The sequence below is a fragment of the Streptomyces varsoviensis genome, assembly GCF_000718635.1.
GTDB lineage: Bacteria > Actinomycetota > Actinomycetes > Streptomycetales > Streptomycetaceae > Streptomyces > Streptomyces varsoviensis.
In genome coordinates, this window is sequence record NZ_JOBF01000001.1 from 1 (window position 1) to 21752 (window position 21752).

21 protein-coding genes are annotated in these 21752 nt (G+C 72.3%); 11 read left to right on the plus strand and 10 right to left on the minus strand.

Annotation, left to right across the window (positions count from 1 at the left end):
* Positions 1-48: 48 nt before the first annotated feature.
* A complete protein-coding gene (locus IF55_RS00005; RefSeq protein WP_037967012.1) occupies positions 49-1062 on the minus strand; it encodes a daunorubicin resistance protein DrrA family ABC transporter ATP-binding protein in 1014 nt (337 codons plus the stop codon).
* A 64-nt stretch (positions 1063-1126) separates the two neighbouring features.
* Here IF55_RS00005 and IF55_RS00010 point away from each other — a divergent pair, with 64 nt between their 5' ends.
* Positions 1127-1873 carry a TetR/AcrR family transcriptional regulator C-terminal domain-containing protein gene (locus IF55_RS00010; protein ID WP_030891141.1) on the plus strand — a complete coding sequence of 249 codons (747 nt, stop codon included), beginning with the start codon at positions 1127-1129 and terminating at the stop codon, positions 1871-1873.
* A gap of 59 nt (positions 1874-1932) precedes the next feature.
* Here the strand turns inward: IF55_RS00010 and IF55_RS00015 are convergent, their stop codons facing one another.
* The 3 genes from IF55_RS00015 to hmgA form a co-directional block, all read right to left on the minus strand.
* Positions 1933-3150, minus strand: coding sequence for a type ISP restriction/modification enzyme (locus IF55_RS00015; protein ID WP_030891138.1), 1218 nt, complete (start codon positions 3148-3150; stop codon positions 1933-1935).
* A 357-nt stretch (positions 3151-3507) separates the two neighbouring features.
* Positions 3508-4257: a GntR family transcriptional regulator gene (locus tag IF55_RS00020; protein ID WP_030891135.1), complete on the minus strand. Its 750-nt coding sequence runs from the start codon at positions 4255-4257 to the stop codon at positions 3508-3510.
* 11 nt (positions 4258-4268) lie between these two features.
* Complete coding sequence (gene hmgA / locus IF55_RS00025; RefSeq protein ID WP_030891132.1) at positions 4269-5603, minus strand: homogentisate 1,2-dioxygenase; 1335 nt, start codon at positions 5601-5603, stop codon at positions 4269-4271.
* A gap of 155 nt (positions 5604-5758) precedes the next feature.
* On the opposite strand from hmgA, the gene IF55_RS00030 reads away from it, so the two are divergent.
* Both IF55_RS00030 and IF55_RS00035 read left to right on the plus strand, forming a co-directional pair.
* On the plus strand, positions 5759-6370 hold the full coding sequence (locus IF55_RS00030; protein WP_030891128.1) for a TetR/AcrR family transcriptional regulator: 612 nt from the start codon (positions 5759-5761) through the stop codon (positions 6368-6370).
* A 221-nt stretch (positions 6371-6591) separates the two neighbouring features.
* Positions 6592-8010, plus strand: a complete 1419-nt coding sequence (locus tag IF55_RS00035; RefSeq protein ID WP_030891125.1) for an aldehyde dehydrogenase family protein — start codon at positions 6592-6594, stop codon at positions 8008-8010.
* A 159-nt stretch (positions 8011-8169) separates the two neighbouring features.
* Here IF55_RS00035 and IF55_RS00040 read toward each other — a convergent pair whose 3' ends face one another.
* Complete coding sequence (locus IF55_RS00040; protein ID WP_245661003.1) at positions 8170-9129, minus strand: urea transporter; 960 nt, start codon at positions 9127-9129, stop codon at positions 8170-8172.
* A 258-nt stretch (positions 9130-9387) separates the two neighbouring features.
* Here IF55_RS00040 and IF55_RS00045 point away from each other — a divergent pair, with 258 nt between their 5' ends.
* Complete coding sequence (locus IF55_RS00045) at positions 9388-10011, plus strand: TetR/AcrR family transcriptional regulator (RefSeq protein WP_030891120.1); 624 nt, start codon at positions 9388-9390, stop codon at positions 10009-10011.
* A gap of 10 nt (positions 10012-10021) precedes the next feature.
* Here IF55_RS00045 and IF55_RS00050 read toward each other — a convergent pair whose 3' ends face one another.
* On the minus strand, positions 10022-10483 hold the full coding sequence (locus tag IF55_RS00050; RefSeq protein ID WP_030891118.1) for a MaoC family dehydratase: 462 nt from the start codon (positions 10481-10483) through the stop codon (positions 10022-10024).
* 243 nt (positions 10484-10726) lie between these two features.
* Between IF55_RS00050 and IF55_RS35855 the strand changes: the two genes are divergently transcribed.
* Positions 10727-11149, plus strand: coding sequence for a DUF4190 domain-containing protein (locus IF55_RS35855; protein WP_051776233.1), 423 nt, complete (start codon positions 10727-10729; stop codon positions 11147-11149).
* 304 nt (positions 11150-11453) lie between these two features.
* Here the strand turns inward: IF55_RS35855 and IF55_RS00060 are convergent, their stop codons facing one another.
* Complete coding sequence (locus IF55_RS00060) at positions 11454-12065, minus strand: hypothetical protein (RefSeq protein ID WP_030891113.1); 612 nt, start codon at positions 12063-12065, stop codon at positions 11454-11456.
* A gap of 183 nt (positions 12066-12248) precedes the next feature.
* Here IF55_RS00060 and IF55_RS00065 point away from each other — a divergent pair, with 183 nt between their 5' ends.
* From IF55_RS00065 to IF55_RS00085, 6 genes are all read left to right on the plus strand, one after another.
* Positions 12249-15098 (plus strand): penicillin acylase family protein, encoded by a 2850-nt coding sequence (locus tag IF55_RS00065; protein WP_030891111.1) that lies wholly within the window; start codon positions 12249-12251, stop codon positions 15096-15098.
* Between the two features lie 200 nt (positions 15099-15298).
* The gene (locus IF55_RS40255) at positions 15299-15517 is read left to right on the plus strand and encodes a hypothetical protein (RefSeq protein ID WP_078643290.1); all 219 of its coding nucleotides are present in this window, start codon (positions 15299-15301) and stop codon (positions 15515-15517) included.
* Positions 15501-15998, plus strand: coding sequence for a DUF6879 family protein (locus IF55_RS00070; RefSeq protein WP_030891108.1), 498 nt, complete (start codon positions 15501-15503; stop codon positions 15996-15998). The genes IF55_RS40255 and IF55_RS00070 overlap by 17 nt, the downstream gene beginning before the upstream one ends.
* The gene (locus IF55_RS00075) at positions 15995-16828 is read left to right on the plus strand and encodes a Scr1 family TA system antitoxin-like transcriptional regulator (RefSeq protein WP_030891106.1); all 834 of its coding nucleotides are present in this window, start codon (positions 15995-15997) and stop codon (positions 16826-16828) included. The genes IF55_RS00070 and IF55_RS00075 overlap by 4 nt, the downstream gene beginning before the upstream one ends.
* Before the next feature lie 146 nt (positions 16829-16974).
* The gene (locus tag IF55_RS00080; protein WP_030891103.1) at positions 16975-17196 is read left to right on the plus strand and encodes a DUF397 domain-containing protein; all 222 of its coding nucleotides are present in this window, start codon (positions 16975-16977) and stop codon (positions 17194-17196) included.
* Positions 17197-17276: 80 nt separating this feature from the next.
* Positions 17277-17807 carry a hypothetical protein gene (locus IF55_RS00085; RefSeq protein WP_030891100.1) on the plus strand — a complete coding sequence of 177 codons (531 nt, stop codon included), beginning with the start codon at positions 17277-17279 and terminating at the stop codon, positions 17805-17807.
* On the opposite strand, the gene IF55_RS00090 is transcribed toward IF55_RS00085, so the two are convergent.
* The 3 genes from IF55_RS00090 to IF55_RS00100 all read right to left on the minus strand — a co-directional run bounded on the left by IF55_RS00090 (position 17784) and on the right by IF55_RS00100 (position 21539).
* Complete coding sequence (locus IF55_RS00090) at positions 17784-19100, minus strand: hypothetical protein (RefSeq protein ID WP_030891099.1); 1317 nt, start codon at positions 19098-19100, stop codon at positions 17784-17786. The two genes, IF55_RS00085 and IF55_RS00090, sit on opposite strands and share 24 nt — an antisense overlap.
* Before the next feature lie 240 nt (positions 19101-19340).
* Positions 19341-20117 carry a polyprenyl diphosphate synthase gene (gene uppS / locus IF55_RS00095; protein WP_030891096.1) on the minus strand — a complete coding sequence of 259 codons (777 nt, stop codon included), beginning with the start codon at positions 20115-20117 and terminating at the stop codon, positions 19341-19343.
* Positions 20118-20285: 168 nt separating this feature from the next.
* On the minus strand, positions 20286-21539 hold the full coding sequence (locus tag IF55_RS00100; protein WP_030891093.1) for an MFS transporter: 1254 nt from the start codon (positions 21537-21539) through the stop codon (positions 20286-20288).
* Positions 21540-21752: the final 213 nt, after the last annotated feature.

Consider the following 21752-nt stretch of genomic DNA (forward strand, 5'->3'; position numbering starts at 1 on the left):
CTCAACGTTCTGTGGGCCATGATCCGTGACGGACAGTATTACCAAGGTTCACCACCCGTCACGGCTGCGGCTTGACATCACGATTGGGAAGTCCTCTGCGTCATCCTTCAGGGGGTGGGGCTCAGAGGCGTCCGCGGTCAGGCGCAGGAAGACCTCGTCGAGGGTGGGCTGCCGTACGGACACGTCGGCCAGGCCGATGCCGGCCGTGTCCAGCTCCCGTACGACGCGGGGCAGGGTGAGGGTCGGGTCGGCGCAGGCGGAGCCGACCGTGCGCCGCTCGGCGTCGACCGCGGGCTGGGCGCCGGTCAGCCGGCCGAGCGCGACCGCCGCCCCGGCGAGTTCGCTCGCGTCGCCGACGACGACCTCGACGTACGAGCCGATGGCGGCCTTCAGCTCCTCGGGGGTGCCGGTGGCGCTGACCCGGCCGTGGTCGATGACCACGATGTCGTCGGCCAGCCGGTCCGCCTCCTCCAGGTACTGCGTGGTGAGCAGCACGGTCGTGCCGCCCGCGGCCAGCTCGCGGACGGCGTCCCAGATGTCGCCGCGGCTGCGCGGGTCGAGGCCGGTGGTGGGCTCGTCGAGGAAGAGCACGGGGACATCGGTGAGCAGGCACGCGGCGAGGTCGAGCCGGCGCCGCTGGCCGCCGGAGTAGGTGCGGGCGGGGCGTCCGGCGAGTTCGGCGAGGCCGAACCGGTCCAGCAGTTCGTCCGCCCGGCGGGCGGCTGCGGCCGGCCGCAGCCGCTGGAGGCGGGCGAAGAGCCGCAGGTTCTCGCGGCCCGTCAAGTCGCCGTCCACGGAGGCGAACTGGCCGGTGAGGGCGATGCTGCGGCGCACCGCCCGCGGGTCGGCGGTGACGTCGTGGCCGGCGACGCGGGCGGTGCCGGAGTCGGGGGCGCGCAGCGTCGAGAGGATGTGGACCGCGGTGGTCTTGCCCGCGCCGTTCGGCCCGAGCAGCCCGCAGACGGTGCCTTCCGGGACGGCGAGGTCCAGTCCGCGCAGCGCGTGCACCTCGCCGTAGCGCTTGTGCAGCCCCTCACTAAGTACAGCGTACGGAGTTTTCATGCGGCCCACCGTAGCGCACTCCGTACGGCGTACGTAACTAGGATGGGGGCCGAGGTGATGATCCATGGCAGCCAGCGGCCGTACGACCGGCCCCGAGGTGATCTGGGCGCGGCCCGAGCGCGCCGGACGCGGACCCCGGCCCGCGCACACCCGCGCCGAGATCGCGGCGGCGGCGGTGCGCATCGCCGACGCCGAGGGCATCGACGCCGTCTCCATGCGGCGGGTCGCGGCCGAGATCGGCTGCGGCACGATGTCGCTCTACAACTACGTGCCGCGCAAGGAGGACCTGTACGAGCTGATGGTCGACGCGGCCGCCGCCGAGTACGAACTGCCCGCGCGGCCCTCCGGCGACTGGCGCGCCGACCTGCTGGGACTCGCCCGCCAGTCACGCGCGATGATGCACCGGCACCCCTGGATGCCGGGGCTGATGTCACCCGTCTACGGCTTCAGCCCGAACGCGCTGCGCTACTTCGAATACGTCCTGTGGGCCCTGGAGGGGCTCGATGTCGAGGACGGCGCCAAGATGGAACTGCTCGCCATGATGACCGCCGTCGTCACCTCCTTCGTCGCCAGCGAACTGACCGCCGCCGAGCGCCACCGCGCCTCGCCGCACCCGCCCGAGCAGGAGCGCGCGGCCCGCTCGGCCTACCTCGCCCGCGAGTTGGCCAGCGGCCGCTACCCGCGCATGGCCCGCACGTTCGAGTCCGCGTCCGGCCCGGCCGACCAGGACGTGCTCTTCGAGCGGGCCATGCGCCGCATCTTCGCGGGCTTCGCGGCGGAGAGCGCCGGAGGCGGCGAGGGGGCGTCGTAGCCCGCGTGGGCCGCCCGACGCGTCAGGGCTGATCACCCGGCGCGTCCCGGCGCGCCCGCTCACACCAGCGCGAACTGCCCCTCGGGGCCTTCCTCGTGATGGTCCAGCACGGACGCCGGCCGGCGCGCCGACTCCGGGGCGGGCAGCACGCCCGCGCCGCGCAGCCCGGCCGCGCCGAGCCGCGGCCCGGCGTCGATCCGCTCGCCGAGCCGGGCGCGCCGCGGCTCCAGCTCGGCGAGCAGGGCCACCACCGTGACCAGTTCCAGCAGTTCGGACGTCCACTCCCGGGGCCAGCCCGCCGGGCGTACGGCCGCCAGCGTGCCGGGCTCCGCCGGGTCCGTACGGCTCGCGAACCAGCTCTCCACCACCCGCGCCCCGCCCGCGTGGAACTCCCACGCCGCCGCCGGTACGGGCGCGATCCGGCCCTCGCCCAGCAGCAGCGCCTCGCCCTCCGCGTCGTACGACAGGGCGCCCGGCGGCACGGCGGACGGCGGGGCGGCCCGTACGTACGGCCGCCGCCCGCCCGGCATCCGGGGCCGCTCGCCGTCGCGCGCGCCGCGGGTGTGCAGCCACAGCACGCGGCGGCCCAGCTCCACGCCCTCCGCCCAGACGTCCGGGCGCCCGGTCAGCGGCACCGCGCACCCGGCGGGGGAGTGCCGGGCCGCGGCGGCGGCCCAGGCGAGGAAGTCCGCGGCCGCCACCGGCTGTTCGAGCCGGTCGGCGAGGTGGTCCAGCAGCCCCGGCGCGAGGTTGGGCTCCGCGCCGCCGGGCCGCCGGTACAGCGGATGGATGCGGCCGGGCCGCCCCGCCGGGGCGTGCCCGTCGGGCAGCAGCGCGGAGAAGACCAGCGCGGGGCCGGGCGGGCCCGGCAGCCGCGGCTGGGTCGCGGCGAAGAGCTGCCGCCCGTCGGCGACCCGCCACAGCTCGGGCCGGGCCACGTCGATGAGCCGGTGGTCCGGCAGCAGCCACTGCTGGTCGTACGGCCCGTGCAGCACCCGCACCGGCTCCGGACACGGCCCGAGCCCACGCGCCAGCCGCTCCGTCGACGAGGGCTGACCGGGAAGCTGCGAGACCGAACTGTGCAGCGTACGGGCGCGCGTCGGCCGGAACAGCGCACTGCGCTCCGCCTCGCTCCCACCCTCCGCCAGCGCCTTCCAACGAGCCTTGAGCGCCACCGCGTCAGGCCCCATGACCCACCCGCGCCCCAGCCGCAACGGACCCACGGCCCACGGCATGAGGTCGCTTAAAAGAGGCACATCGTCGCTCACCGCACGCATGCTACCCACTGCCTCCGGCGACGAACGGGCCCGGCCACCGGCCTCGCCACAAGACGCGCGGCGCCCCTCCGGCCCGGCCCTTCGAGCGCCAACCGCCGACGTGCTGCCCGTACCAGCCCGAGGGCGGGACGCATGGCGAGCGCCCCACGCCCCGCGGGCTGCCGCGTCCAGCCCCCGTTCGTACCGGCACGGGGCGGGCGGCGTGCCCTTCGCGCCGCCTCGGCCGGGCGTGGGCGGCGAGCCCGAGCGCTCGCTCCGGAGCGCGGGGCGCGCTCGGCGTGGCGTCCGGTGGCGGACCGCGCCGCACCGCGCCGCGCGCCCGCGCGCCGTACGCGGCGGCCATGAGCGGGGGCGCTCTCAGCGCGCCTCCATGGTCACGGTGAAGGAGAAGCGGTCGCCGCGGTAGTGGATGAGGACCACGTCCACCACCGCACCCTCCTCGTCGTAGGTGACGCCCGTGTAGTGGAGGATCGGGCTGAGCAGCGGCACCTCCAGGAGGCGGGACGTCTCCGGGTCCGCGAGGCGGGCCTCGACCGTGTCCGTGATGCGGCTGATGCGCACGCCTACCGCGTCCCGGAGGACCTTCGTCATGGGCCACCGGGCGAGGTCCGCGGGGTCGAGGCGGGCCGCGATGTCGGGGCGCAGATAGTTCTCGGCCCAGTTCGTGGGCTCGCCCGTGCCCTCCGCGCAGCGCAGCCGCCGGTAGCGGACGGCCTCGTCGATGCCGGGGAAGTGCTCGGCGAGCCCGGCCGGCACCGGGGCCGGGCCGTGGCCGAGCAGCGTGGTCCGCTCGCCGGACTGCTGGGCGACGATGGCGTCGACCGAGCCGAGCAGCCGCACCGGCGAGGTGCGCCGGGCGCTCGGCTCGATGAACGTGCCGCGCCGCCGGTGCCGGCTGATCAGCCCCTCCGCCTCCAATTCCTTGAGCGCCTGCCGCATCGTCAGCACGCTGACGCCGTAGTGCTCGGCGAGCCGGTCCTCGGTGGGCAGCCGCAGCGGGTCCTGCGGGCTGCGCCCCAGTATCGAGGCGCGCAGCGACTGCGAGACCTGGTACCAGAGCGGCAGCTTGCGGTTGAGCGCGAGGGAGTCGGGGGCGAAGGTGGTCACATCGGCTCCGGTCAGCTACGGAAGTGGCGCTCCAGACCCTGCCACACCGTGTCGTACCCGCTCTGCAGGTGGTCCGCCGCCAGCGCCTGCGCGGTGGCGGTGACCGGCCAGCGCGTCTCGAACATGAAGGCCAGCCCGTCGGAGACCTTCCGCGGGGCCAGCTCCGCGGCGCTCGCCGCCTCGAACGTGTCCCGGTCCGGGCCGTGCGCCGACATCATGTTGTGCAGCGAGCCGCCGCCCGGCACGAAGCCGCCCTTCCCCGCGGTCTTCGCGTCGTACGCGCCCTCGATGAGCCCCATGTACTCGCTCATCACATTGCGGTGGAAGTACGGCGGCCGGAACGTGTCCTCGCCCACCAGCCAGCGCGGCGCGAACACCACGAAGTCCACGCCCGCGAGCCCCGGCGTGTCCGAGGGCGAGGTCAGCACCGTGAAGATCGACGGGTCCGGGTGGTCGTAGCTGATCGAGCCGATCACATTGAAGCGCCGCAGGTCGTAGACGTACGGCACATGGTTGCCGTGCCAGGCGACGACATCCAGCGGCGAGTGCCCGTACGTCGCCGACCAGAGGTTGCCGCAGAACTTGTTGACGACCTGGACCGGGCCCTCGACATCCTCGTACGCCGCGACGGGCGCGAGGAAGTCCCGCGCGTTCGCCAGCCCGTTGGCGCCGATCGGGCCGAGGTCCGGCAGCGTGAACGGCCGCCCGTAGTTCTCGCACACGTACCCGCGGGCGCTGTCCTCCAGCAGTTCGACACGGAACCGCACCCCGCGCGGGATCAGCGCCACATGGCCCGGAGCCGCGCGCAGCAGCCCGAACTCCGTGCGCAGCAGCAGCGCGCCGCGCTCCGGCACGATCAGCAGCTCGCCGTCCGCGTCGCTGAACACCCGGTCCGTCATCGAGGAGTTGGCGGCGTAGAGGTGGATCGCCATGCCCGTGCGCTGCGTCGCGTCGCCATTGCCGCCGAGCGTCCACAGCCCGGCCAGGAAGTCGGTGCCCGCGGCGGGTTCGGGCAGCGGGTCCCAGCGCAGCCGGTTGGGGTCCGCCTCCACCTCGGTGAACGGCGCGCCGCGCAGCGCCCCGTTGTCGATCCGCGAGAACGCCGGGTGTGCCGCCGACGGCCGGACGCGGTACAGCCACGACCGGCGGTTGCTGCTCCGCGGCTCGGTGAACGCGGTGCCGCTGAGCTGCTCCGCGTACAGCCCGAGCGGCGCGCGCTGGGGGGAGTTGCGGCCGTGCGGCAGCGCTCCGGGAACGGCCTCGCTGCTGTGCTCGTTACCGAACCCGGACGAGTACGCCAGACTCTCGGCCGTCTTCCTCGCCCGCTCGTTGTCCGTACCGCTCATCGTGTGCTCCCGATGCTCAACGATTCCTGTGCAAGACCATAGGAATGCGGGCGGGGCGCGTCAATGACATTGGGGCCGCAGGGCGTACGGGCGGGTCGTGCGGAGGTTCCGCTTCCGATTCCGCTTCGGGCCCCGGGGAGCGGCAGGATGGGCCCGTGCCCACACCACCCCTCCGCCGCACCCCGATACAGCGGCGCAGCGCCGAGCGGCTCGACCGCATCCTCGACGCCTGCGCCGAACTGCTCGACGAGAGCGGCTACGACGAACTCAGTACCCGCGCGGTCGCCGCCCGCGCCGAGGTACCCATCGGCTCCGTCTACCGCTTCTTCTCCAACAAGCGCGCCATGGCCGAGGCGCTCGCCCACCGCAACCTCGACGTCTACGCGGCACGCGTCACCGAACGCTTCGCCGAGCCCGGCGGGGAGGGCGACTGGCGGCACGCCATGGACGTCGTCATCGACGAGTACCTGGCCATGAAGCGCGGCGCCCCCGGCTTCGCCCTCGTCGAGTTCGGCATGCCCGTCCCCGCCACGGCCGCCCCCGACCAGCCCAACCACCTGGTCGCCGACCGGCTGCGCGCCCTGCTCGCCGACCGCCTCGGCCTCGACGCGGACGACGACCGGCTGCGCGTCGCCTTCCTCGTCGCCGTCGAGAGCGCGGACGCCCTGCTCCGCCTCGCCTTCCGCCTCGACCCGGCCGGGGACCCCACGATCGTCTCCGAGACCAAGGCGCTGCTGCGCGCGTACTTGGCCCGTACGCTCGACTGAACTCCGTACCGGCGGTATGGGCGGTACGGGCGGTACCGGCCGCGCGGGTGGGCCAGTTGGCGGGTCCGGCGCCCGGGCCCGATCGCGGTGGTCACCGGCGCGGCGGCGCGTGGCACCCTCGTCGTGGGCGTACGCCACGCGGACCGGCCCGGCGGGCCGGTGGCCGATCCGCGGGGCGCCCGCCCGGCCCGCGCACCGCAGAGTCAAGGGAGGTCGACGCAATGAAGGCGCACGACGGCATGTATATCGACGGGGCCTGGCGTCCGGCGGCGGGGCGGGAGACCATCGCCGTCGTCAACCCGGCCGACGAGCAGGAGATCGGCGCAGTCCCGGCCGGTGTCGAGGCCGACGTGGACGCGGCCGTACGGGCCGCCCGCGCGGCCCTCCCCGGCTGGGCCGCCACCGCCCCGGCCGAGCGCGGCGAGCGACTGGCCGCGCTCCGCGACCGGCTGGTCGCCCGTACCGACGAGATCGCCGAGGTGATCACGGCCGAGCTGGGCTCGACGCTCGGGTTCAGCAAGCGGGTGCAGGTCGGCGTGCCGGTCGCGGTCACCGGCTCGTACGCGGAGCTCGCCGCTTCGTACGCCTTCGAGGAGAAGGTGGGCAACTCGACCGTCCTGCTCGAACCGGTCGGCGTGGTCGGCGCGATCACCCCCTGGAACTACCCGCTGCACCAGATCACCAACAAGGTCGCGCCCGCGCTGGCGGCCGGCTGCACCATCGTGGTCAAACCCGCGGAGGACACCCCGCTCACGGCCCAGCTCTTCGCCGAGTGCGTGGCCGAGGCGGGCATCCCGGCCGGCGTCGTCAACCTCGTCACCGGCCTCGGCACGGTCGCGGGCCAGGCCCTCGCCGAGCACCCGGGTGTGGACCTGGTCTCCTTCACCGGCTCCACCGCCGTCGGCCGGAAGATCGGCGCGATCGCCGGGGCCGCCGTCAAGCGCGTCGCCCTCGAACTCGGCGGCAAGTCCGCCAATGTCATCCTGCCCGGCGCGGATCTGCCGAAGGCCGTGGCCGTCAACGTCGCCGACGTCGTACGCAACTCCGGCCAGTCCTGCAACGCCCTGACCCGCATGCTCGTCCACCGCGACCAGTACGAGGAGGCCGTCGCCCTCGCGGCCGAGGAGGCACGCGCGTACGTACCCGGCGACCCGCGCGACGAGCGGAGCCGGCTCGGGCCCCTCGTCAACGCCAAGCAGCGGGACCGGGTGCGCGGCTACATCGAGAAGGGGGTGGAGGAGGGCGCCCGCCTGGTCACGGGCGGCGCGGACGCCCCCGAGGGGCAGCCGAGCGGCTACTACGTCAGCCCCACGGTCTTCGCGGACGTCACCCCGGAGATGACCATCGCCCAGGAGGAGATCTTCGGCCCGGTCGTCTCCATCCTCAAGTACGAGGACGAGGACGACGCGCTGCGCATCGCCAACGGCACCGACTACGGCCTCGCCGGCGCCGTCTGGGCCGCCGACGACGCCACCGCCACCGCCTTCGCCCGGCGTCTCGACGCCGGCCAAGTCGACATCAACGGCGGCCGCTTCAACATCCTCGCCCCCTTCGGCGGCTACAAGCGCTCCGGCGTCGGCCGCGAACTCGGCGCCCACGGCCTGGCCGAATACCTCCAGACGAAGTCCCTCCAGTTCTGACGCAGGAATGTCCTCAACCGCCGGACGGCTGAACCGAACCCGCGCCGCATCCAGCCTGTCCGGCGCTTGAGGACAAAGCGCATAGCCGCGCCCGGCGACGAGCCCGCACCACCTAGCCCGTCCGGCGATTGAGGACCGGGGCCCGGGGCGGAGCCCCGGTCACACCCTCCGCAGGCGCGGAAACGATGGCACGGCGGCTACGAACACCAGCGACGTCAACACGAACGGCCACGTGAACGTATGCCCCCCCGACGGCGCGAAGAACGACGTCACCGCCGCCGTCAGAGCCGTCGCCGCCGCCCCCGCGGCAACGGCGTAGCCGAGGCTCCAGCGGTCGGCGACGATGAAGACGCCGCACACCGCCATCGCCGTGAGCACGGCGTTGTACCCCATCAGCCCCTGGGCGATCCCGTCGGCGGGGGAGCCCAGCGCCCAGGCGGTGGCGATGCCCACCGCGCTCCCGAGGCAGGCCACCAGCCCCGCGGAGCGACTGGCCGCGAAGATGCCGAGAAGGAACAGCAGCCCCACGTACCACTGCGGCATGAAGAAGATCTGGCCGATGTCGGCGAAGAAGGCGTGCCACAGTTGGGTCCAGCTCAGCGACGTCGCCCCGGTCGCCGGGCGGGTGAGCGCGGTGGTGCCCGCGGCCCCTTCCCACACCCGGTGGAAGCCCGGCGCGGCCATCGTCGTCGCGCTCGCCACGAGGCAGAACGGGAGGGTGAAGGTCGGCAGGTTCCAGGAGGCCAGCACGTTGGCGAGCGCGGCGGTGACGACGGTCACGACGACGGCGCCGCCGAGGGCCATGAGGACGGACGAGATCCGGTCGGCCCCGAGGAAGACGGCGCAGCCGGTCGAGACCAGGCAGGCGTTGAACCCTTCGAGCCCGTCCGCCACCCGCCCCCGGTCGACGCCCAGCAGCCGGGCGGTGGCGGTGCCGACGGCGGTGCCCAGGAGCCCGTAGAGCCCGTACTCCCAGCCGGCGGCGAAGAGCGCGGCGGCGAAGAAGAGGCCGGTGAGGGCGCTCGGCATGAAGGTGACCTGGCCCTGTCCCTTGAGGACCTCGGTCAGGAACCGGTACGGGGGGATCGGCACCCGGTCGGCGCGGGGTGGTTGCTGCACGTTCTTTCTCCGGCGTTACGAGGAGTCGTCCGCCGTGGGATCGCGGCGCGCGACTCCCTTCATACCGGACGATCATGGTGCGCCCGCGGCCGTTCGGGTCAACTATGTGTATAGGACAGTAAAATCGTCGGCGGGTGCGGCCGGTGCGGTGGTAGAGGCGCACCCGGCCGGATGCCTAAGCGCTTGCTCAGCTTCGGGGTATGGTGTCCGTCCGGCCGGTGGAGGGTCCCCGGCCGGAGCCGGGAAGCGGGGCGAGCGATGGACGCCGAGGCGCAGCGGGGTGAGGAGTGGGCGGACGTCACGCCCGACGCGGCCCGGCGGCTGGTGACCGCCGCCGTGGAGGCGTTCGCCGAGCGCGGCTACCACGCGACGACCACCCGTGACATCGCCGGCCGGGCCGGCATGAGCCCGGCCGCGCTCTACATCCACTACAAGACCAAGGAGCAGTTGCTCTACCGGATCAGCAGCGTCGGCCACCGGCTCGCCCTCGACCTCCTCACCGCCGCGCGGGACGGCGGCGGCACCCCCGTGGAGCGGCTCGCCGAGGCCGTACGCTCCTTCGTCCGCTGGCACGCCGAGCACCACACCACCGCCCGCGTCGTCCAGTACGAGCTGGGCGCGCTGGCCGAGGACCACTACGCCGAGATCGTCGCCCTGCGCCGGGGCAGCGACGGCGCGGTCCGCTCGATCATCGAGGACGGCGTGCGGTCGGGCGACTTCGATGTGCCGGACATCCCCGGCACGGCGCTCGCGGTCCTCTCCCTCTGCATCGACGTCGCCCGCTGGTTCAACGCCGACGGCCGGCGCACCCCGGACGAGGTCGGCGCGTTCTACGCGGGCCTCGCGCTGCGGATGGTCGGCGCGGGTACGCCCGAGCGCTGAACCGGTCGTACTACAGATAGAAACGGCTGACGGTCTCCGCGACGCAGGCCGGCTTCGCCTCGCCCTCCCGCTCGATCGTCACCACCGTGGTGACCTGCACGCCGCCGGTCACCTCGGCCACCTCGGCGACGCGCGCCGAGGCGCGCAGCCGGGAGCCGACCGGCACGGGGGAGGGGAAGCGGACCTTGTTGGTGCCGTAGTTGACGCCCATCTTGATGTTCTCGACCCGCATCACCCGCGGTACGAGCGAGGGCAGCAGCGACAGGGTCAGATAGCCGTGCGCGATGGTCGCCCCGAACGGGCCGCCCGCCGCCCGCTCCGGGTCCACGTGGATCCACTGATGGTCGCCCGTCGCCTCCGCGAACAGATCGATCCGCTTCTGGTCGATCTCCAGCCAGTCGCTGGGGCCCAGCTCCTCGCCGACGGCGGCGCGCAGTTCGTCGAGCGAGGTGAAGATCCGGGGCTCCGCCATGATCGTGGCCTCCCAAGCAGTCATCAGCAGTCGAGACGGACAATGTCTAAGCGCTTGCTCAGCATGGTTCGCGAGCGCGCCCCTGTCAACGCGTGCGTCGCGTCATCGGCGGTGGTGAGCGGCGGTTCCGTCACCCCGCATCATTGCCCCGATGACGGGCACCCGCGTGGACGGACGACCGTCTTGTTCCGAAAACCCGAGAAACCAGCTCAGGACCAAGAAACCACCACAGGAGAGGCAGAGATGGCTGACGAGCCAGGCAAGCCCGGCAACGCGCACGGACCGCGGGGCGGGTCCGGTGACCCCTGGGGAGCGCCGGGCGAAGGGCGGCCGGGGCCTCGCCCGTACGGCGGCTCCGGCACGCTGCCGCATTACGCGCCCGGCCCCGGGGCCGGTCCCGGAGCCGGCTACGGCTGGCAGCCCCCGCTGCCCAGCGGCCAGGCGACGGCGTCCATGGTGCTCGGCATCCTCGGGCTGCTGATCCTGCCCGTGATCCTGCCGGTCATCGCGTTGTGCCTCGGGATCTCCGCACGGCGCAAGGCGGACCGGGGAGAGGCGGGCGGACGCGGCCAGGCGGTCGCCGGGATCGTCCTCGGCATCATCGGCTGCGCGTTCGCGGCGCTCGGCGTCATCATCATCGTGGCCTCGGCGATCGGCGGCGCCTGATCGCCTGAGCGCCTGATCGCTCGCGGTTCGCTGTTCCGGGTCGCGCCGGCGGTTCGCTCGTTCCGGGGCGCGCTCGCGGTTCGCCGCCCCCGGGGCGCGGTCCGGCGGCCGGCCGGTGCGGGGCCTCCCCCTCGGAGCCCCGCCGCCGACAACATCCCGGAACATCCCGGCCGACGAGCGGAGGAACGCACGGCTCCCCGCGCCATCGCGGGAGTCGGCCTCCCTCAGTCCCTCAGTCCCTCAAGGACCTCTCAGGACCCATCCGGACCTTCAGGGGAGGGCTCCTCGGAACCCAGCGGGCCCCTCACACACCCGCGTAACGCCGTTCGAAGCGCGGCCGACGGGCCATGGACAGCGCCTCCGGAGTCAGTACGGACAGCGGCACGACCACGCCGCACGTCGCGCAGACCGGGCCCGACAGCGGGTAGCGCTCCAGGTCGTCGCGCCATTCGATGGGGCCTTGCGAGCAGATCGGGCAGTCGTCGCCGGGGCCCGACTCCATGGCGGTGATCATGCGGCGCAGCACATCGGCCAGGCGCGCCGTCGGGTGGTGCAGGGGCGTCGCGCACGGCACTATGTCGCACCCGCCCCACGTGCGGCGGTGCCATTCGTCGATGGCGCTCGGCTGCCGGATGCCGTCGTGCTTCTCGCGCCGCCGCCGCTCCGCGAACTCGGCCTCGTAGGCGAGCCAGACCGCCCGGGCCTCCTCCAACTCCTCCAGCGCGATGATCAGCCGGGCCGGGTCGGGGCCGCGGTCGTCGGGGGCCAGCCCGGCACGGGCGCACAGGTGGTGCCAGGTGGCCCGGTGGCCATAGGGGGCGAATCGTTCGAGGCATTTACGCAGTGACGTCCGTCGCAGCGCCGTGCTGTTGCGTGGATTGCGCACTTCTCGTGCGAGCGCTCTGAAACCGGCCAATGCTCCCACCTCCGACAAGCGGACTCGGACCGTTGTGGAATGGACGTGTACCGAGGCCGATCCGTTCCATCCGGCTTGCGGCCGACCAAGTTGTGAGGATTTGGAAAGGTGACGGGAGTTCACCTTCCGGCCCGTTCGTACCGGCGGTAACGTCCGCCGCGACGGTCACCGGGAGGAGCGGGAATGCGACGGCGCATCGGCACACTCAGAACCACCGCGACCGCGGCGCTGCTGGCGCTCGGCGCGGCCCTCGTCGCCCCGGCCGCGCAGGCGGCCCCGGCACCGGCCCGTACCGGCGCGGCGAGAGCCCCGGCGCGGGCCTCGGCGCAAACCACCGCCGACGACTACTGCGGGGGCCAGTGCGGCGACATCCTGCCGCCCGGCGAGAACGGCAACGCCACGCTCGTCGAGATCCTCGGCAACCGCGCCTTCGGCACCCACCCCGAGCACAGCACCGACCAGCTCGGCCCGTACGCCGACCTCGCCGGCGGCTACCGCTCGCTGACCGACGACAAGCTGCGCGACTTCTTCAACGACGCCTCCTTCGGCGTGCGGAAGGAGAACGTCGCCAAGGTCGACAGGCCCCGCGACGACGTCACGATCACCCGCGACAAGCAGACCGGCGTCCCGCACATCCAGGGCACCACCCGGTACGGCACCGAGTACGGCGCGGGCTACGCGGCCGGCCAGGACCGACTCTGGCTCATGGACCTCTTCCGCCACGTCGGCCGCGGCGAACTCACCCCCTTTGCCGGTGGCGCCCCCGCCAACCAGGGCCTTGAGCAGCAGTTCTGGCGCATCGCCCCGTACACCGAGAAGGACCTCCAGGCCCAGGTCGACAAGATCGCCGCCAGCGGGCCGCGCGGCGAGCAGGCCATGAAGGACGCGCAGGCGTACGTCGACGGCGTCAACGCCTACCGGCAGCAGTCCAAGGACGGCCGGTACTTCCCCGGCGAATACGTCCTCACCGGCCACATCGACGCCATCACCAACAAGGGCGAGATCGCCCCCTTCACCCTCACCGACCTCATCGCCCTCGCCTCCGTCGTGGGCGGGCTCTTCGGCAACGGCGGAGGGGGCGAGGTGCAGTCCGCGCTCTCCCTGCTCGCCGCGCAGAAGCGGTACGGGGTCTCCGAGGGCACCAAGGTCTGGGAATCCTTCCGCGAGCGCAACGACCCCGAGGCCGTGCAGACCCTGCACGACGGCCAGAGCTTCCCGTACGCGGGCAAGCCCGAGCACCCCAAGGGCGCGGCCCTGCCCGACGCCGGCTCGGTCACGGAAGAACCGCTGGTCTACGACCGTACGGGCGCGGCGGCCGCCGGCAAACCCGCGAAGACCCCGGTCGACGCGCCGAAGAGGCTCAGGCCCGCGCAGGGCATGTTCGACAAGGGCGTGCCCCCCGGCGACCTGTTCGGCAAGCGGCACGGCATGTCCAACGCCCTGCTCGTCTCCGGCAAGCACACCGCCGGCGGCCACCCCGTCGCCGTCTTCGGCCCGCAGACCGGCTACTTCGCCCCGCAGCTCCTGATGCTCCAGGAGATCCAGGGCCCCGGCATCAGCGCGCGGGGCGCGTCCTTCGCGGGCGTGAGCATGTACGTCGAGCTGGGGCGCGGCGCGGACTACGCGTGGAGCGCCACGTCCGCGGCCCAGGACATCACCGACACCTACGCCGTCGACCTCTGCGAGCCGGGCGGCGGCACCCCCACGGAGCGCTCCGAGCACTACCTCTTCCGCGGCACGTGCCTCCCCATGGAGAAGCTGGAGCACACCAACTCCTGGAAGCCGACCGTCGCGGACTCCACCGCCGCCGGCTCGTACCGCATGCGGGTGCTGCGCACCGAGTACGGCACCGTCACCCACCGCGCGAAGGTCGACGGCAAGCCCGTCGCCTACACCGCGCTGCGCTCCACCTACCGGCACGAGGCCGACTCCATCATCGGCTTCCAGATGCTCAACGACCCCGGCTACGTACGCGACGCCGCGTCCTTCCAGAGCGCGGCCGACCACATCGGCTACGCCTTCAACTGGTTCTACGCGGACGCGCGGCAGACCGCCTACTTCAACAGCGGCCTCAACCCCGTGCGCAACCCCGACGTGGACCCGTCGCTGCCCGTCAAGGCGGAGCGGGCGTACGAGTGGAAGGGGTTCGACCCGGCGGGCAACACGGCCGACTACACCCCGGCGAGGGAACACCCCAACGACATCGACCAGGACTACTACATCTCATGGAACAACCGGCAGTCGGATGACTACGCCTCGGCCGGCTTCGCGGCGGGCTCGGTGCACCGCGCCGACCTCCTCGACGACCGGGTGCGGGCGCTCGTGGCCGACGGCGGGGTGACCCGCGCCTCCCTGACGCGCGCCATGGAGGACGCGGCGGTGACGGACCTGCGGGGCGAGGACGTGCTGCCGGACCTGCTCAAGGTCCTGCGGTCGGCGCCCGTCACCGACCCGCAACTCTCCTCCGTCATCCAAGAGCTGGAGTCCTGGCGCGCGGACGGCGCGGAGCGCCACGAGACCACGCCGGGCTCGCACACCTACGCGCACGCCGACGCCGTACGGACCATGGACGCCTGGTGGCCGCTGCTGGTACGGGCCGCCTTCGAGCCGGGGCTCGGCGGCGACCTCTACCAGGCCCTCCAGGCCAATGCCGCCATCGACGAATCCCCCTCCGCCGGCCACGGCCCCACCGGCTCCCACGCCGGCTCGGCCTTCCTCACCGGCTGGTGGAGCTACGTCGACAAGGACCTGCGCTCCGTACTCGGCCAACAGGTCAAGGGCCCCCTGGCCAAGCGGTACTGCGGCGACGGCGACCTCGCCGCCTGCCGCACCACCCTCCTCGACACCCTCCGCCAGGCCGCCTCCCAACCCGCCGACAAGGTCTACCCGGGCGACGACACCTGCAAGGCCGGCGACCAGTGGTGCGCCGACGCCATCATCCAACGCCCCATCGGCGGCCTCACCCACCACCCCATCTCCTGGCAGAACCGCCCTACCTACCAACAAGTAGTCGAATTCCCCACCCACCGCTGACCCCCGGCACACAACCGGCGGGGGCCGGCCCCCGGTGAAGCCGGCCGCGGTTTCCGCGCAGCTACGCGGCGGCCGGTGCCGAGCCCCGTGCTCCGAGCCCTGTTTATGCCAACACGCGCATAGTCCCCTCCGTGCATGGACGGCCGGCCCCCCGCTTCCGTACGGTCAGTGCACCACTCGCAGAACCAGGGGGTTGCGTCATGGCACGTGCGGAACTGGCCAGGCTCACCGGCGTGGACGAGAACGGCAACGGGGGACCGTGCGGACAAGGCGATTGCCCCAACGTCTACCGCACCGCATCTGGTTCGTTCGTTTTTCAGGGCGAGGTGTCCGACGCGTTTCAGCCTCCTACGGGGGAAGGGCTCGTCGAGGTTCCTGAGGCCGTGCTGAGGGAGGCCTTCCGTGTTCTTGGATGGTGACGCGTGGGCGGCCAAGTTCCGGGAATTCCAGACGGAAGCCTGGCGCCTTGAGACGCTGCCTCAATACCTCATGCCGCAGGAGGCGGAGGAGTTCACGGCGTTCAAGGAGGGAGCACGGTTCCCCGGCCCGTACGAGGACTCGTGGATTCGGATGGTCCGTGCCCGTTCCATCGGGCGCGTGCATATCGTGGCCCGACCGCTGAGTGACTACCTGCGGTTCGAGTTCGAACGCTACTACCGGCATCAGGCGCCGGCAGGGGAAGACATCCGCATCCTCGACATCACGGAGCGGGAGAACCCTCTTCCTGATGTTCAGGACTTCTGGATGTTCGATCACTCCGTCATCGTGCTCATGCACTACCAGCCGGATGGGAAACAGATCAGCCGGGAGCTGTACGAGGGGGACCCCGCCCCCTTCATCGAATACCAGCGGATCGCCAAGAACGAGTCCGTGCCTTTTCTGGAGTACGTGCGGGAGTGACGTTCGGGCCGGAGGAGCTGGGGCAGTCGGCGCATGAGCTGGCTGCCCTGCTGAAGCATTTGCGCAAGTCGGCCGAGCTGCCGGGTGAGCGGCTGGCCCGGCGCTGCAACATGTCTCAGTCCAAAATCAGCCGGATCGAGAATGGCCGAGTGCGGCCGTCGCTCGTGGATGTGGAGCGGATCCTCAGGGCATTGGACGCGCCACACACGCTGGTGGCGGAAGCCATGGCGCTCGCGCGGATCGCCAACACGGGGTGGCAGGACTCCAGGAACCTCCGCAGGAAGGGCCTGGACAAGAAGCAGTCGGAGCTGGCGGGACTGGAGAACTCCTCGACGGATCTCCGGTACTTCCTGCTCTCGATGATCACCGGCCTCTTGTCCACTCCGGAATACATCCGGGCCAGTCTCGCCCACATCAGCGGTGACCACAGCGCCACGGTGGCCCGCAAGGTGCAGCGCCAGGAAGTCCTTTACGACACGTCGAAGCGGTTCTTCTTCCTCCTCACCGAGCAGGCCGCCAGGTCCCCCCTGGTTCCCCGGCAGGCCATGGCCGTGCAGATCGACCGACTGGCTTCCCTCACTCACCTGCCGAATGTGCGCCTAGGCGTGCTTCCCATGGAAACCAGGCTGCCCGGCAACCCGCTCAACACGTTCACGGTGTACGACGAACGGATAGCCACGGCCGAACTTTCGGCCGGCGTCATGGTGTTCCGTGATCCCAGAGATGTCCGCGGTTATCTGAACGAGTTCATGGCCTACGAGGAACTGGCGCTGTTCGATGAGAGCGCGAGGGGAAAGCTGAGGGACTGGGCGGCCGCATTTCGGGCCTGATCCGTTCGTGATCTTTAGTCCAAGGCGAGCATAGTGCTGGCTCCCTTGGGCCGGTGCCCCAAGAATCGTCCTCGTCGACCGACTCGGTGGTCGCCGCAAGGAATGCGGTTCGGTCTTCACAATTGACCTCACTGAAAGGCACGCCCATGCCCGAAATCGACCTGTACAGCCTCCCTCTCCAAGGAGACGAATTCTTCAAGGCCTGCGGAGGCCCTTGCACCGAAGGGTGCGTGACTCTCTCCCGTGTCGCCGAGGACAGGTGGGCGCTGGGAGACAGCAAGCGCCCTGACATGACGCCGTTGCGTTTCTCCACCGCCGAACTGAACGCGGCCGGTATCGACCCGGCCCGCTTCACCGTGCCGGTCTGACCGGCCTTTCGTCGACCGGCGGCCCTCGCTCCCCCAGGAGAGCGAGGCCGTCGTCGAATGCTCTGGACAAGGACGAGCAGTTGCACCATCACGGCTATCTGTGGACCGGCTCCAGGAAGCGGCTCGACCAAGAGGGCCACCGACGACCCCCGCACCCGCTCCCGCCGCCCCCGCCGGTAGGGGGCGACGACACAGAGGGGCACAAGCTCGCTCAGCGCTACAAGGAAGCGGCGGCGGAGTTCCGTACAGGTGACCTCCCTCCGATGGAGACGGCCCGGTGGCTGACGAAGCCCGGCAGCCTGATCTGCGGCACCTGGGAAGAGCCGATGGAGGCCGCCGCGTGGCTCGGACATCGGCTCATGGAGTACGCGCCCAGGTTCATGTCCGAGGCGCAACGTGACGGAACCCGTCTGGCGGAACTGGCCGGTTCGGCGGCGGAGCGGCTGAAATGGGGCGGCGACGTGGCCCACGGCTTCTACCTCGAACGCCCCCTGTTCCTGTCGCTCGCCCTGGTGTGCTGCTCCCCGAACAGAGATCAGCCGGACACGGCCTGCCCTCTGAGCCCGCTTCGCGCCGAATTTCGCCGGTCAGGAGAGGATGCGGCCTGCTGAGAGGACTACGCGGGCCAGTTCCTCGTGGCAGATGTCGCTGTGGGCGCCGGCTGGGGGGAAACCGCGGGCCACGACGGGGGAGGCGTCGACGCTCACGCAGCCGGTGGCGGGGAACGGGTGGCGCAGGGCGTTCTCCAGGGTGAGTTCCTCGCAGGGCTCGACGGCCTTGATGCCGTCGAAGCCCATGGCGCCCCAGCGCTCGTCGCCGACGCCGAGGATCGTCTCGGCGTCGTCGGCGAGTTTCGAGGCGGCCGGGTACAGGACGCTCAGCGCCGTGTCATGGCTGGAGTGGCAGGCCACCACCGGGCCGTCCACCCGGCTCGGCGCGCCGCGCAGCACCCCGCCCCGGTCGGTGGCCCACGGCAGCCGTTCGGCGAACGCGTAATGGGAGAAGGCGCCTTGGAGGAGCGTCAGGGACTTGACGCTGCCCACGCCCTCCGGCAGGCCGCGCAGGGCGAAGGACATCAGCCGGCCGCCGAAGCTGTGGCCGATCAGGTGCGCGCGGACCGTGGGGGAGGAGCGGGCCAGCAGGCCGAGCACCGGGCCGAGCCCCAACTGGCCGACGGTGCCCGCGCGGCGCTTCATGCCGTAGTACGAGGCCTGGCGCAGCATCTCGCGCGCCCCGTTCCACAGCCGCTTCAGCCCGCCGCCGAACAGCTCCGGCCGGGCGTCGCCCGCCTCCGCCAGCGCGTTGGTGAACCGCTCGTAGACCTGTACCGGGTCGGCCGTGAGCATCGTGGGCACGGCGCCCGACGCCCCGTCGTGGTCCACGTCCGCCGCGAACCGCGCCGCCGTCCCGCCCGTCGGCGCCTCCGTCAACTGGCGTACCAGCGAGGCGAACTCCTCCAGCCGCGACCGGCTGTCCGGCCGCTTCTCCAGCAGCTCCGCGATCCGCGCCACGGTCATGACATGGCCGGGGAAGACGGCGTTGAGCGCGTGCCGGGTGTCCCTGTCGAGCCCGTCGGGAACGGTGGCGGCGGTCGCCGCCGCGCCCTGGGACGGGAAGTCGGGGATGGGCTCGTCCGTGAAGCGCATCGACGGCCAGAGCACCCCCACGTAGCCGACGCGCACCCCGTCGGCGCCGCCGATCAGCTTGGGGAAGGGCGCGAAGAACCGGTCGTAGAGCCGGGTCGCCATCGACCGGTCGTTGTTCCAGCCGTGCGCGAACAGCACCAGGTCGGTCAGGCCCGCCCCGGCCACGTCGCGCGTCAGCGCGTCCCGCTGGCCGGCGTGCACATCCCCGTCCGCGTCGAACGTCAGCTCCCAGAACGGCTTCACACTGAATCCGGCCATCGCGGTTCCCCTCAGCGGTCCGATGTGCCGCATCCTCCCGCCGTACGCCGGGCCCGGCCATACGCCGCGCACGTGAATTGCCGGGGAACAAGGCCGCCGAGGCCGTCAAATCCGCCAAAGCCGTCAAGGCCGCCAAGTTCGTCAAGCTCGCCAAGGCCGGTTCGTACGCGCCGCGCCCCCCGCCCGTACGCCCGCGTCCCCCCCCGCCCGTACGCCCGCGTCCCCCGCCCGTACGCGCCCTCAGCCGCCGTACCGGCGTTCCCGCGCGGAGAAGCTGCGCAGCGCCCGCAGAAAGTCGATCTCGCGGAAGGCCGGCCAGTACGCCTCGCAGAAGTACAGCTCGGAGTAGGCGCTCTGCCACAGCAGGAAGTTCGACATCCGCTGCTCGCCGCTGGTGCGGATGACCAGGTCGGGGTCGGGGCGCCCGGCCGTGTAGAGGTGCTGGGCGATGTCGTCCACGGTCAAGGATGCCGCCAGCTCGGTCAGCGACTGGCCCTGGGCCGCGCGCTCGGTCATCAACTCCCGCAGCGCGTCGATGACTTCCTGCCGTCCGCCGTAGCCGATGGCCAGCGTGACATGTGCCCCGGTGGGGCAGGAGCGGGTCGCCTCGACCGCGTCCTTGAGCGCGTGCGCGGTGGTGTCGGGCAGCACGTCGAGCGTGCCGGCGATGTGCACCTGCCAGCGCGGGTCCGGACGGCACAGCTTGTCGTGGGCGACCTGCTCGATCAGCCGCATGAGGCAGGCGACCTCGGAGTCCTCGCGCCGCCGGAGGTTCTCCGTCGAGCAGACGAACACCGTGATGTGCTTGATGCCCAGCGCCTCGCACCAGGACAGCACGTCCTCGACGTGCTCGGCGCCGCGCTGGTGGCCCTCGCTGGGGTCGGCCAGCCCCATCTGCCGCGCCCACCGGCGGTTGCCGTCCATGATCAGCCCGATGTGCTCGGGCAGCGCGCCCTCCAGCACCTGGCGGCGCAGCCGGTTCGCGTACAGGGCGTAGAGCGGAGCGGCGATACCCATGGCGTCCTCGGCGTCCTTTCGCGAACACGGCGAGCGGGCGGGCGGGGCAGGCGGGCGGGCCGGGGCGGCGGCCGCCGCGGCCCAGTATGCCGGGCGCGCCCGCCGCGCGGAGCCGGAAACGGAACGCGGCGCGCGGCGACGGAGCCCCTGATCCCCGTTCCCCCCCCGTCAGGCCAGTTCGCGCTCGCGCGTCTCCGGGAGGGCCAGTACGCACAGGAGGGAGACGACCGCCATGGCGCTCACGTACCAGCCCACCGACGCGGAGCCCCACGCCGGCTGGAGGCGGGTGGCGATCAGGGGGGAGACGGCGCCGCCGAGGACGCCGCCGAGGTTGTAGGCGAGGGAGGCGCCGGAGTAGCGGACGCGGGGGCCGAAGAGTTCGGGGAGGTAGGCGCCCATCGGCCCGTACACGACGCCCATGCAGAACAGCGCGCCGCCGATGGCCAGGGCGATCAGCACCGGCCGCTCGGTGTCCAGGAGCGGGAAGAGGACCAGGCCCCAGACCACCGAGAGCCCGGTGCCGGCGAGCACGACCTTGCGGCGGCCGCGCCCGTCGGAGCGGGTCGAGGCCAGCCAGGTGCCGGCGGCGAGGAAGAGGCACGCGACCATCGACAGGCCGAGCATCGTGGAACGGGCGATGCCGAGGTTCTTGGTGGTGTAGGCGAGGCAGTAGGTGGTGGCCGTGTAGAAGAGCCCGTACGCGATGATCATCCCGCCCGCGCCGAGCAGCAGTTCGCGCCAGTGCCGGCGCAGTACGTCCAGGGTGGGGACCTTGCTGGCCTCCTGCCGCGCCATGACCCGCGCGAACACCGGCGTCTCGCTGATCTTCAGCCGGACGAACAGGCCGACGCCCACGAGCAGGAACGACAGCAGGAAGGGGACGCGCCACCCCCAGGACCGGAACGCGGCGTCGCTCAGCGCCGACGACAGCAGCCAGAAGATCCCGGTGGCGGCGAAGAACCCGACGGACGGGCCCAGTTGCGGGAACGCCGCGTACAGCCCGCGTCTGCCGCGCGGCGCGTGCTCCACGGCCAGCAGCGCCGCTCCGCCCCACTCGCCGCCGAGCCCGATGCCCTGGACGAAGCGGAGCAGTACGAGCAGCAGCGGGGCCCAGAGGCCGAGCGTGGAGTAGCCGGGCAGCAGCCCGACGAAGGCCGTGGAGAGCCCCATCATCAGGAGCGAGGCGACGAGGACGGACTTGCGGCCGACGCGGTCGCCGAAGTGGCCGAAGACCACGGAGCCGAGCGGCCGGGCCGCGAACGCCACCGCGTACGTGGAGAACGAGGCGAGCGTGGCGTTGACGGGCGTCAGCGTCGGGAAGAACGCGTCGTTGAGGACGAGCGCGGCGGCGGTGCCGTAGATGTAGAAGTCGTAGAACTCGATGGCCGTGCCGATGAAACTGGCGATGGCCACCCGGCGCAGGCTCTCCGGACTCTCGGGGTGGTCCCCCGGGCTCGTCTCCGGGGTCCCCGAGCCTGTCGCGTCCGTGGAGCCCGCGCCGGACCGTCCGTCGGCCGGGCCCGTGCCGGGGCGGCTCTCGTCGCCGTCGTCTTCTTCCGCCGTCACCGGCGTCGCATCGTTGAGCACGACGGGAACTCTCACGTCAGCGCCGTGTCCGCGTCAATAGTCCCCTCG